This window comes from Sporolactobacillus mangiferae (assembly GCF_023336505.1).
Classification (GTDB): domain Bacteria; phylum Bacillota; class Bacilli; order Bacillales; family Sporolactobacillaceae; genus Sporolactobacillus; species Sporolactobacillus mangiferae.
The window spans coordinates 41,981-54,144 of record NZ_JAMAST010000003.1; the positions used below are offsets into that span (position 1 = coordinate 41,981).

Below are 12,164 nucleotides of genomic sequence, written 5' to 3' on the forward strand. Positions count from 1 at the left end.
CATCATTGTTCAGTCCGGATCGTCGAGCACCTGTTCAGTCATGGAACGGATCAGCTTCGGAAGCACTCCGTAGGAATACGGTTTGTAGACGCGCTCCATCCATGTATGGGCCCGCTTGCCGTAAACACCCATATCAAGCACCGGAATATTCAGTCTGCGAATCTGATCGAGCGGTACGCGGTAGGTCCTGCCCCATCCGGGAAAGTTCCCGAGAATAGCCGCTGTCTCCTCCGCGGTCTCACTCACGGCAAGATAACTGCCATCAGCGAGATACGGGAAAAAACGTTTCTTGGCAAATTGTTCACCTGTCTCTTCCGCAGCCTGGCGCAGAACCCGGTCAAGAATGTCGTCGCAGCGCCGCTCGGCAGCGACCTCTTTTCGCAAATAATTGTGCGGACAGTACGGAGGCGCAAAAAAGACAATCACTTTCGGCCGCTTGTCCCCGGCGCGCGCTTCCAGCGCTTCAATAATTTTGAAGCTGATCTGGCGAAAATCTTCGCCGGGATTGGCCCGGACAACCTGTTCGGTAACTTCATCCACCGGAACGCCCTTCTCTGTCAGTTCTTTAACAAATTCTCCGTAACTGAGTACATCGACCGACCATTCCGGCGTCTGTCCCTGAATGCCGCAATTTTTTGAAAAGGCTTGATACTGTTTCTCAAGAAAACCAGCAAGCTCTTCGCATGCGTGCCCGGCAACCGTTTTGAGCTGCTCGAGCACATCGTTTGGCGTGCGCTCGTAAAGAAAATAGTTGAAGTACAGATAGGTCGTTCCCGCCGTCTGCACGTTGTAGAACGCCTTTCGTTCTCTCAGGTACAGACAGGAGGGCGGTAATATAACTTCATCAGGAATTTGTTCAGCACAAGCCATATTGTTGTTCAGCTGTTCATTGATCCTGCTCGCAATGACTGTCGGATCAATGCCGGCAAGCGTTTCACCCACATGTGTCTCCCGCCCGCGGATATAGAAACATCCGAGCAGCTTGCCGGCGGACCCGGTATAGACATAGCGTTTCGGGTCGCCATTATAGAGCGGACTGTTAAAATCGCCGTTGATTGCGAGCCGGTACTTCAGCCCCTTTTCATCCCTTAATCGAAGCAGTTCGGAAACGGCTTCCATCACACCTTCATGGTCATTCTCCTCAACGGGATTGAACATCACAAGCAGATTGCCCTTCAGCGCGTGCCGATGCTCTGAATAATAGAGCAGATTGCTGAGGTGGACCGCATCGCCGCTTTTCATGTCCAGCATGCCGCGTCCAAAGAGCCAGTCGCCGGATCGCGCATCTTTCCTTGCATCGCTGTCCTTATCGTCGTTTGCAAAATAATGACAGAGAAAATCAGGATCAAGTGCATGCGCCTCAATGGAACCGAAGTCATCGACACCGACCGTATCCATATGACCATGATATATGATGGTCTGCTTCTTTTCAAACGCTCCTTCAAGAAAAGCGAACACATTTTTTCTCCCGAGTGTGTCTGAGGCGAGCGGCTGTGTCCAGACATGATCCGGATGCGCCTTAAAATAAGGGAATGAGCGAATGAGCGTCGCAAGTTCATCCGCGATATCCTTTTCACCCTCTGTACCGTTCACGCTTTTCACACTGACAAGCGCTCTGGCGATTTTCTCAATCTGTTCTTCCATCGGCAAATCTTTGATTGCTTCGTACATGAGCCACTCTCTCCTTTCTGCCGCTTATTCGATCGGATCACGCTGCAGCACAAGTGACGAACAGTGAATGCCGCCGCCCATTTTATTCAATTCATCAACCGGAATGGCGATCACTTCGATACCTGCTTTCTCAAGTGCCTCGATCGTTCGCACACCGCGTGAAGTAAACAGCACCTTCCCCGGTTCGAGGCAGAGCAAATTGGTCGTCATCGGCGGATCAAGCGGATCAGTGTAAATCAGCTGAACACCACGCTTCTGCAGATCCTGCAGGAACCAGTGCGGCAAATTGGACGGATCGACGAGCGCTTTGTCCTTGTCCACCATATTAAATACTTCATCGAGGTGGATCATGCTGGACGGAAGGTCGACGACAACAAGCTCCATCCCCTGCCATGAGAGAATCGCGCGCAGCTGATCGATGCCTTCCTGATTGACACGAATTGAGCGTCCGACCATCGCCGTTTTGCGGTCAAAGACCATGAAACTGCCGCCTTCAACAAAACCCCGGCCTTGAATCGATGCCAGTACCGGCATGCCGATTTGCGCGGCCGTCTTCAATGTCCGCAGCGTTTCACCATATCTGAACTTCAGCGCGAACCGAGCGAGAATCAGACCGCCCGGAATGACCATACCGACGTCACGGGCAAACAGATTGTTCGTCAGCAATGCGTCATCCTCAATGATCGGAATGACGTCGACCCCCTCACGCTTCAGAACATCAGTCATCCGGTCATGCTGTTCCTGCATTTTCGCCAGATTAAGCGGTTCGTTGCTCAGGCAGTAGCTGATAATGCTGCCTTTTTCATCGCGAAGAATACGTGCGCCTGCCTCCGGTTCGAATTTTGCTTTATTTAATTCCAGGATTTCATCACCCGGTCGGTGGACAAACACCTTCCTGACTTTTCCCACCGCATTGGTGTTGCCCCAGGATCCCGACCAGTATCTTTCAAGCAGTTCAGGCGTTTCAAACGAATCCTGAACGATGTTTTCATCAAGAAATTTATGCAATACAGACATGAAAGTCCCTCCTTGTCAGATTCCGCATCTATCCACAGCCCCACTTGTGGAATAATTTCTCACATGATATGACCTGTTTCTATAATAATATAAAATTGCCGCCGTGAGCTTTTATTTTTTTTATGTAATGTATTTAATAATCTGATTGTTCTGTTTAAATTATGTGACAGAACCGTTTTATTCTTTCGTGTTTTCAGGCTTTGACCGCCATTTTTGTCATACTGCTTCCCGTCATGTCAGATTTGCCGCAACAAATTTTTATGTTGGTCAGATTTTCTGACACATTATTTGACGTGTTCTTTGCATTCGATTATGATTATCTTCGTAAACTTCATCCTTTCTGTTTTCGTATATCCTTAATAATACGGTTTAAGGGTTTCTACCTGGGAACCGTAAATTCCCGGCTACGAATGCTATGTACTGTGCATAGTGTTTCGTAGCCCTTTTTTTGTTCTGCCGCGCCCGGATCCATTGAAGGGCGTAACGGCAAACATGTAATTGGAGATGATATTGGTGGGGAGAATCATCATTAAAAACGCGGACTTAATCACGATGAATCAACACGGGACCATTGCGCGCGGTGATCTGGTCATCGCGGGTGACCGTATTCAATCCGTCGGCGCAAAGGCGGAATCGAGGCCCGGTGACCGCGTGATCGACGGAACCGGGCGGACAGTCATCCCCGGGTTCATTCAGACACATATTCATCTTTGCCAGACGCTGTTCCGCGGCAAGGCGGATGATCTGGAACTGATGGACTGGCTGCGCGAGCGCATCTGGCCGCTTGAAGCGGCGCACGACAAGGAATCCATCTATCTGTCGGCACTGCTCGGAATCGGTGAGCTGATCGCTGGCGGATCGACGACCATTGTCGATATGGAAACCGTTCATCATACGAACGAAGCATTTCAGGCGATCGCGGAGAGCGGCATCCGCGCGCTGTCTGGCAAGGTCATGATGGATAAAGGCAACGATGTTCCAGCCGGGTTGCATGAAAAAACAAGTGACTCCTTACAGGAAAGCGTCGACCTGCTTGAAAGGTGGAACGGCCATGGCAACGGCAGAATTCGTTATGCATTCGCCCCCCGTTTCGTCATTTCCTGCACCGAACCACTTCTGAAACAAGTGCGCGATCTTGCCGATCACTATCAGGTGTTCGTTCATACGCATGCGTCTGAAAATCGCGGGGAGATTGAAATAGTCGAACATGATACCGGTATGCGGAATATTGTCTATCTGGACCATATTGGTCTGGCAAATAAACGGCTGATTCTCGCACACTGCATCTGGCTGAGTGAAGAAGAAAAAGAGATTATTCAAAAGCGCGGCGTTCATGTCAGCCATTGCCCGGGCTCCAATCTGAAGCTGGCCTCAGGCATTGCTCAAGTGCCGCAGATGGCGGCGATGGGCGTGAATCTTGGGCTGGGGGCAGATGGCGCGCCATGCAACAATAATCTGGATATGTTCCAGGAAATGCGGCTTGCCGCGCTGATCCACAAGCCGGCCAATGGACCGACGGCGATGAACGCGCATCAGGTTTTTCGCATGGCAACGATCGACGGAGCGCGGGCCGTCGGCCTGTCCGATGAAATCGGCAGCCTTGAACCTGGGAAAAAGGCAGATCTGGCCATTCTGAATCTCAATACCTTTCACTGCAATCCGATATACGGGACCGACCCGATTTCGCGGATCGTCTACTCGGCAATGAGTTCGGATGTCGAAACTACGATGATCGACGGACGCATTGTGATGGAGAACAGGCGGATGAAAACCATTGATCAAACGTTTGTTTTACAAGAAGCTGAGATTGCTGTCGCGCGGCTGATGAAGCGTGCAGGCATTCAAGTCTGACACAGGGTACGAGAATGCGGGGCGATGTGCCCGTGTTTTTTTACACTGGTAAGTATAAAAAATAAAAGATTCAAGGAAATGAATGTAAGTGCTACTAAGGCTTCGCCTTCGCCAGTGGCTTGGCGCAGCCAAGTTTTCTAATTTGTGGATGGGGTTCGGCTGAGGTGACTCTCTTCATCAGAATATTGTTACAGCCTTGCGGATCAAGTTACGTGTTCGGCTGAAGTTCTGCGGTGTTCGGTCCAACTTTTCCTCGGTTCGGTTGAAGTTCTGCGGTGTTCGGTTCAACTTTTCCTCGGTTCGGCTGAAGTTCTGTGGTGTTCGGTCCAACTTTTCTACGGTTCGGCTGAAATTCTGCGGTGTTCGGTTCAACTTTTCTACGGTTCGGCTGAAGTTCTGCGGTGTTCGGTTCAACTTTTCTACGGTTCGGTTAAAATTCTGTGGTGTTCGGTTCAACTTTTCTACGGTTCGACTGAAATTCTGTGGCGTTCGGTTCAACTTTTCTACGGCTCGGTTAAAATTCTGCGGTGTTCGGTTCAACTTTTCTACGGTTCGGCTGAAATTCTGTGGCGTTCGGTTCAACTTTTCTACGGTTCGGTTGAAGTTTCCCTTGGGTTGGCCGCATCTCCCAATTTGGATCCATCTGCTCGATTAATCATGTATTTCGCGTATAGAAGTGCGGCTTTTGAGGCATATTAATTGATTAGGGTACCCATTTTCTGATTCAATAGAATTGGGGTCGGCAATGATTTTGGTAAAAGGAGGATTTTAATGAGTCATTTTGAACTGCCTGCACTCGAATTTGCTCCCGATGCTCTGGAACCGTACATTGACAAGCAAACGATGCTGATTCATCACGATAAGCACCATCAGACCTATGTGACGAACCTGAATGCAGCCCTTGATAAGCACCCGGAACTTGAACACCGTTCGCTGACCGACTTAGTCGCGCATTTGGATAAGGTGCCCGAGGATATTCGGACGGCGGTGCGTAACAACGCCGGTGGCCATTATAATCACAGCTTCTTCTGGAAGGTACTGATTCCCGGCGGATCACAGGAACCTGCCGGTGCTCTGGCGGAAGCCATCGACAAACAGCTCGGTGGATTCGACAAATTCAAGGAAGCCTTCACGAATGCGGCAACCGGACAGTTTGGCTCTGGATGGGCCTGGCTGGCCGTCGATAAACTCAACGTTCTGAAAGTCACCAACACACCAAATCAGGATAGTCCGCTCATGGACGGCGCCACCCCGCTGCTTGGTCTCGATGTCTGGGAACACGCTTATTATCTCAAATACCAGAATCGGCGGCCCGAGTATGTGAAAAGCTTTTTCAGCTTAATCAACTGGGACTTCGTCTCTGATGTTTATAACAAGACACTCGCGACAAAGACTGTTCTTTAACAAGAATCCCGAAGCGGTTTGTGCGCTTCGGGATTTCTGCGCCTGTCTGATTTGGGCAGGCGGATATCTGTCCGAATAAAATGAAGAGCTGATTTGTTTCAGTTCACCAAGGAGGCTCAGGTGATGAATGACGGATTGGGACTGGTCACGATCGAAGTATGCGATTACGGATCGCTGACCGTCCAGCACCTGGAAAAAATAGCCCGCCACCCGGAAGTGGCGGTCATGAACTACGACTGTCTGAACGTCTGCGGCATGTGCAGTCTGAAACCTTTTGCGATCGTCAACGGTCATCGCGTATTCGCCAATACAATTGACGCCTGCCTGGAAAAAATTGAAGCCCGTGTTCATGAGGAACTCGCCCAGCTTCAATAATGAAGGAATTTCACACAGACCGCGTCCGCAACGGCAAGTACTGACGATTGCGCATGCAGGCGTCCTGTGACAGTATCGCGTTCAAAAAGCACGAGATTTCCTGAATTCTGGTTGGCAACGAGCAGGAATTGTCCGCTCGGATCGATTTCAAAATCGCGCGGCCAGTCTCCCATAGTCGCCACGTGTTCGATCAATGCCAGCTTTCCATTCTCCTCACCAACTTGAAAAACAGCGATACTGTTATGCCCGCGGTTCGATACATAAACGAAACGGCCGTCAGCGCTGATTTTAATCGCCGCACCCTGACTGTGTCCAGTGTAGCCTGCAGGCAGCGCGCTGATCGTCTGAAAAGCTGTAAAAGCGCCGCGATCCGCGTCAAAACGAAGAGCCACAACTTCCGAACTGAGCTCGGTCATCACATAGGCGTACGGAGCGTTCGGATGGAACGCGAGATGGCGCGGACCCGAACCCTGCTTAAAAATCAGCGTGTTTTGTTCCACCCATTGTCCTTCCGACAAATCATAAGTGGTGAGCGCGTCCAGACCGAGATCGACCGTTACCACAAAGCGCTCATCCGGTGTAAAGCCGGTGAAATGGACATGTGGCTCTTCCTGACGCTCAGAGAGTGCTTCAGAACCCTGGTGTTTCACGTCCGCCATCAGGCGGACCCCTTTTCCTGAATTCGCTTTATAAAGTGCCGCGGTGCCGCGGTGATAGTTGGCATCCAGAATGTGTGTGCCGGCCTGGTCGACAGCGACATAGCAGGGGGGTGCGCCTTCGCTGAGGTGTGCGCCGATGTACTCCAATTCACCGGATGCACCAACGGTAAAAGCGCCCACGCCTCCAGTTGACTCTTTTTTTTCGACTGAATAGAGATGACGGTTATCCGAACTGAGGGTCAGATAAGTGGGGTTGTCCACTTTGGCCGCAACGCGCAATTCAGAAAGTTCCTTTCGCTCCGTGTTCAGAACAAATGAGTAGATTCCTTCGCTTGTTCCTTTCGTATAAGTGCCGATGTAGCCTTTAAATTGGCTCATAAGGCATGCCTCCAATTATATTGATAATCACGACCGCCTTATCCATGCCGCAACCGCAAAGATCACCCGACTGAGACACCAGACAAGCAGTGAAAAAAAGATGGCAACACTTAGCATGACCATCAGAATAAAATTCAGACGGCCGATCCAAAACATCATCTGTCCACGCAGGCTTGGATCAAGGATCGTGCCGAGCACATTAATAAAAAGCAGAAAAGCAAACAGTGCTGTCGCGCCACTTCGCGCACCGCTGATGTCTTCCTGGCTCAGCGACATACGCGAAGCGATACACAGAGAAAGCGTAAGAAACAGCCAGTAGTTCAGGCTGGCTGCGTTTGCAGGAACCAGAAGTTTTTGAAAAACAGCGATCACCGACTTGCCGAGCAGCAGCCACGATGACAGATCAAAAATTGAGAAAAGGCGGGATGTGTCCGAAAAATTAATCAGATCGGCGGAGAGATTCGGCACGAGCCAGCGAGCGCAAAGCGCGATGGCCAGACTGCCACCGATAATCGGCGCGACACCAATGAACAGATTGCCAATCCGCTGATACATACTGTTTGGATTATAGGCATGGCGGACGTAGCCCATCGTTCCTCCTGCATCGACTGCCTGAAGCAGTTTGATTTCGATCACACGATGGCGGAAAACAAGGCACATGGCTGCATGGCTCAATTCATGAATCGGAGTGCCAAGCCATGCAGTGACATAAATGCCGCCCATCCCGAACACGCTCACAATCCGGGCATTGGCCTGACGCTCAAGGAAACCGAGCACAAAACCGCCCAGCACGATCCCGCCAAGCAGAGACACAAATTGCGAAACCGTGAGCACAACCGTTTTCAGGGTAATAATCAGCCATGGCACCAGATCCATCGATCAGCGCCTGCCCAGGTGCTGTTTTTCGAGAAAAGGCTTCAGAGCCATTCTCGCGGGCAGGCCAAGACCCCGGGTAATTTGTCCGGTCCAGGTTTCCTTGCGCTGTCCGCCGCTGCGAGTGTGGTAATATTCCTCGATTCTGCGGTCGTACTCGTTTAATTCTTCGTTGCGGGATTCCGCATTATATTGATTTTTATGAAAAATACTGGTGCGAGGCAGACGCGGCTTTTTCTCCGGACGCTGGTCCGGATAGCCGACCGCGAGTCCAAACACGGGAAAAGTATACTCAGGAAGTTTCAGCAATTTCGCCGTCCGGTCGATATCACGCTGAATACTGCCAATATAGCAGATGCCAAGACCCATTGATTCAGCTGCGACTGCCATGTTCTGGGCGGCGAATGCCGCGTCGCCAAGTGCCACAATCAGCCTCTGGGTCGTGTCCAAAACCGCGGTATCCGCTCCGTTCTGATCACCGATGGTCTTGTTGCGGTATTGATCAGCAACAAAAACGAAGAAGTAGCCGTTTTCATCGACATAAGGCTGATCGGATATTTCACTCAGCTGTTTTTTTATCGACGGATCTTCAACGCCGATAATTGAATAAGACTGGGTAAAGCTTGACGTAGACGCAGCTTGCGCACAGGCCACAAGCAGGTTTATCTGATCATCCGTTAACGGTTGTTTTTTGAATTTCCGAATAGAGCGGTGGTTTAGCAGCAGCTCAATCGTTGCATTTTGCATGAATCCAAGTCTCCCTTGCAAAGAAATCTTTTTTCTCATTATACGTGATTCAGCTTCGAGCTGCATGAATGAGGCATTGGAGAGGTCTCAGCTGCGAAAAAACAACGGATTGTGTCATGAACAAGCGTAAATCAGCGGAGTCCGGTCGAATAATTTCCACTACTTCGTTACGAATTCGACGGTTCGTTTCTGTTTTTCAGCGGTTCGTTACGAGTGTAGCGATTCGTTTCTAATTTCCATTACTTCGTTATGAATTCGACGGTTCTTTACTAATTTCCCAGAAGACACCAGCATTCTATAATTTCCGGACGCTAAAAAAGCAGAGGGATACACCCCTCTGCTTCCGGTTTGATTCGCTTATTTTGTGAGTGCTTCAGTGAGTACGGGAACGATTTGTTTTTTGCGGGAAACGACGCCTTTGAGCGTTGCGACGTTATTGTCCAAAGTGACATGGAATGCGGACTCGGCTGCTGAGGCTGCCTTTCCAAGAACCAGCACTTCGGAATCACTGGTCAGAATGTTGGTCACCGCCAAAACAAACAGATCGAGATCCTTGGCATCAATTTCTTTGTTAATCGACGCTTCGAGTTCGGCCTGACGTGAAAGTGCGTCATCAGTGTCAACCACATTGATCTGGGCAATTTCGACGGCGTACTTGCCCATTTTAAATGGTTTCACATCAATGGAAATCAGTTCTTCAGCCGTTTTGTCGGCAATATTGGTACCGGCCTTCAGCATGTCCAGGCCGTATGATTGCGTATCGACTCCAGATATTGCTTCGAGTTCTTTGGCTGCCTTTACGTCTTCTTCAGTGCAGGTCGGCGATTTGAACAGGAGCGTATCAGAAATGATCGAAGACAGCATGAGTCCGGCGATTGTCTTTGGAATGGCGATACCTGCTTCTTTATAAAGCTTGTTGATGATCGTGGCCGTGCAGCCGACAGGTTCGGCGCGGTAGTAAAGCGGCGCCTTTGTTTCGAAGTTGGCGATCCGGTGGTGGTCGACAACAGAGAGAACATCGACATCCTCAATATCGTCTGCGCTTTGCGCACGTTCGTTATGGTCAACCAGATAGACTGCCGGCACTTCGTTTGCAACAGTCTTGACCAGGCGCGGCACTTCAGCGCCAAAGTGTTTCAGCACGTATTCCGTTTCACCGTTCAGATCGCCGAGACGGATGGCTTCCACTTCTTCCCCAAGTTGATTCTTCAAATCAGCAAACGCAATCGCCGAGCAGATCGCGTCGGTATCAGGACTTTTATGCCCGAAAACAAGCACTTTTCCCATTTTTTCTACCCCTTAGTCACGTATATTGGCTATTCACAGATGATCCGTTCATAGTCTCTCAACAGTACCATACCTTATGTATCTGAGAATTTCAATAGTTCGCGTTTTCAAGATCAAATTCGCAGAATAAAAATTAATTGTTAACCATTTGTCAATAGTTATAGTCACTTAAATACGTGATTTTTCCGTTATAATTACATTTATTCACAAATTATTCATATTTTTAAGCGCTTTCACTAGAATTTTATTAGTGATCCTTTTATAATGGACCTATCAAAGGGAGGATGATTTTTTATGGCAGATACGGCTATTTTAGCAAAAGGAACTAAGCTTGCAAAGTCAGTGACTTCACCCAAGAAATTCATTGTCGGAAAAGGCATACTCGCAAATATCAGCAGTTACATCAGTGGTTTCGGCGACAATGCGTATTTCATCTGCGATGAATTTATTGTGGATCGTGCCGGACGGGTGGGCGGTGCTTCATTTAATGCCTCCGGAAAAACAGCAACATTCGAGAAATTCAATTATGAATGTTCACAAACGGAAATTGATCGCAACCGAAAGCTGGCACAGGCTGCCGGCGCTCAGGTCATCGTCGGCATTGGCGGCGGGAAAACGCTCGATACCGCAAAGGCGGTGGCCTACTATGAAAAGCTTCCGGTGGTCATCTATCCGACCATCGCGTCAACGGATGCACCATGCACATCGATTGCCGTTGTTTACACAGATGAAGGTCAGTTTGACCACTATCTCTATCTTCCAAGCAACCCGGATATGGTCATCGCGGATACGGACATACTTGCAGCTGCTCCAAAACGATTTTTTGCGGCCGGTATTGGCGATGGTCTGACCACTTATTTTGAAGCGCGCTCATGTTACAGGGCTAACGGCATAAACCTGGCCAATCTGCGTCCGTCACTGATTGGTGTTGGTCTCGCAAAGCAATGCTACGACACGATCCGCAGAAATGCAGTGCCCGCCATTCATGCAGTGGAGAAAAAGCTGTCGACAACGGCCGTTGAGGCGACCATCGAAGCAACCATATATCTGAGTGGTGTTGGCGCTGAATCCGGCGGTCTTGCGGCAGCACACGCAATTCACAATGGCATGACCGCAGTCCCCGCCCTCCATCGCGTACAGCATGGTGAAAAAGTGACGTTCGGATTACTCGCCCATCTCGTACTTGAAAATGCACCGCAGGAAGAACTGGAAGAAGTGATTCACATCATAAAAGCAGTGGGACTTCCGTTAACTTTGGCCGACCTTGGTGTCAACGAATTTGTCGATGAAGAATGGCGCAAAGTTGCAGAGCTTGCATGTGCAGCAAATGACACAATGAGCAACATGCCATTCGAAGTGACGCCCGATGACGTATTCAACGCAATCGTCACGGCCGATGCAATCGCTCAGACCTATCACGACTGACTTTTTTGTAACCGTTTACTCTCCATAGTGAATTCTTTTTTCAGGTGCCTTGAAGTGAAAAGGCGCCTTTTTATTCTCGTTTCAGCATTTTCGTATTGGCAATGTAAAGCGCCCCAACCAGGATCAGAATCGCGATCGAATAAAGCAGTATAGAATGTGGATGATCGTGACTGACGATAATCAGGCGGACGATCGCAGTGACACCGATATAAACAAAGTAGCGCAGCGGAAAATGATAGTGTGCCTGGAAATATTTAATAATCAGGGCAATAAATTCAAAGTAAAGAAAATAAACAAGAATGCCTTCAAGCAAGTGATAGTACGAAGCATTCTCACTCAGAAAGAGATAGGTAAAAAATTGATAAGTCTCCTTGATCAATGCCACGCACAGCACAACGGCCAGAGCAATCAGTACAAGATTTAATGTCCATTGGAGCACCGTCGTAATCGTCTGATCTAGTTTACTCCGATCCATGG

The 12,164-nt window shown here is 49.4% G+C and carries 12 protein-coding genes and 1 riboswitch; of the genes, 4 read left to right on the forward strand and 8 right to left on the reverse strand.

What is annotated here, in order from left to right; translation table 11 throughout:
• Window positions 1–9: 9 nt before the first annotated feature.
• Window positions 10–1,671: a M20/M25/M40 family metallo-hydrolase gene (locus M3N64_RS04480; RefSeq protein WP_249098721.1), complete on the reverse strand. Its 1,662-nt coding sequence runs from the start codon at window positions 1,669–1,671 to the stop codon at window positions 10–12.
• Window positions 1,672–1,695: 24 nt separating this feature from the next.
• Complete coding sequence (locus tag M3N64_RS04485; protein ID WP_249098724.1) at window positions 1,696–2,688, reverse strand: dimethylarginine dimethylaminohydrolase family protein; 993 nt, start codon at window positions 2,686–2,688, stop codon at window positions 1,696–1,698.
• A gap of 326 nt (window positions 2,689–3,014) precedes the next feature.
• Window positions 3,015–3,115, forward strand: a riboswitch (purine riboswitch).
• A gap of 86 nt (window positions 3,116–3,201) precedes the next feature.
• Here M3N64_RS04485 and M3N64_RS04490 point away from each other — a divergent pair.
• On the forward strand, window positions 3,202–4,539 hold the full coding sequence (locus M3N64_RS04490) for a 5'-deoxyadenosine deaminase (RefSeq protein ID WP_249098727.1): 1,338 nt from the start codon (window positions 3,202–3,204) through the stop codon (window positions 4,537–4,539).
• A 177-nt stretch (window positions 4,540–4,716) separates the two neighbouring features.
• On the opposite strand, the gene M3N64_RS04495 is transcribed toward M3N64_RS04490, so the two are convergent.
• The gene (locus tag M3N64_RS04495) at window positions 4,717–5,121 is read right to left on the reverse strand and encodes a hypothetical protein (RefSeq protein WP_249098730.1); all 405 of its coding nucleotides are present in this window, start codon (window positions 5,119–5,121) and stop codon (window positions 4,717–4,719) included.
• 189 nt (window positions 5,122–5,310) lie between these two features.
• On the opposite strand from M3N64_RS04495, the gene M3N64_RS04500 reads away from it, so the two are divergent.
• Window positions 5,311–5,943, forward strand: coding sequence for a superoxide dismutase (locus M3N64_RS04500; protein WP_249098732.1), 633 nt, complete (start codon window positions 5,311–5,313; stop codon window positions 5,941–5,943).
• 123 nt (window positions 5,944–6,066) lie between these two features.
• On the forward strand, window positions 6,067–6,318 hold the full coding sequence (locus M3N64_RS04505) for a YuzB family protein (RefSeq protein ID WP_249098735.1): 252 nt from the start codon (window positions 6,067–6,069) through the stop codon (window positions 6,316–6,318).
• Here M3N64_RS04505 and M3N64_RS04510 read toward each other — a convergent pair.
• The 4 genes from M3N64_RS04510 to M3N64_RS04525 all read right to left on the reverse strand — a co-directional run bounded on the left by M3N64_RS04510 (window position 6,312) and on the right by M3N64_RS04525 (window position 10,262).
• Window positions 6,312–7,355: a lactonase family protein gene (locus tag M3N64_RS04510; RefSeq protein WP_249098738.1), complete on the reverse strand. Its 1,044-nt coding sequence runs from the start codon at window positions 7,353–7,355 to the stop codon at window positions 6,312–6,314. The genes M3N64_RS04505 and M3N64_RS04510 overlap by 7 nt on opposite strands.
• Window positions 7,356–7,382: 27 nt before the next feature.
• The gene (locus M3N64_RS04515) at window positions 7,383–8,231 is read right to left on the reverse strand and encodes a hypothetical protein (protein ID WP_249098741.1); all 849 of its coding nucleotides are present in this window, start codon (window positions 8,229–8,231) and stop codon (window positions 7,383–7,385) included.
• Between the two features lie 3 nt (window positions 8,232–8,234).
• Complete coding sequence (gene nfsA / locus M3N64_RS04520) at window positions 8,235–8,975, reverse strand: oxygen-insensitive NADPH nitroreductase (RefSeq protein WP_249098743.1); 741 nt, start codon at window positions 8,973–8,975, stop codon at window positions 8,235–8,237.
• Between the two features lie 357 nt (window positions 8,976–9,332).
• Window positions 9,333–10,262 carry a manganese-dependent inorganic pyrophosphatase gene (locus tag M3N64_RS04525; protein WP_249098746.1) on the reverse strand — a complete coding sequence of 310 codons (930 nt, stop codon included), beginning with the start codon at window positions 10,260–10,262 and terminating at the stop codon, window positions 9,333–9,335.
• 294 nt (window positions 10,263–10,556) lie between these two features.
• Between M3N64_RS04525 and M3N64_RS04530 the strand changes: the two genes are divergently transcribed.
• A complete protein-coding gene (locus tag M3N64_RS04530; RefSeq protein WP_249098749.1) occupies window positions 10,557–11,687 on the forward strand; it encodes a glycerol dehydrogenase in 1,131 nt (376 codons plus the stop codon).
• Window positions 11,688–11,757: 70 nt separating this feature from the next.
• Here M3N64_RS04530 and psiE read toward each other — a convergent pair whose 3' ends face one another.
• Window positions 11,758–12,162, reverse strand: a complete 405-nt coding sequence (gene psiE / locus M3N64_RS04535) for a phosphate-starvation-inducible protein PsiE (protein ID WP_249098751.1) — start codon at window positions 12,160–12,162, stop codon at window positions 11,758–11,760.
• Window positions 12,163–12,164: the final 2 nt, after the last annotated feature.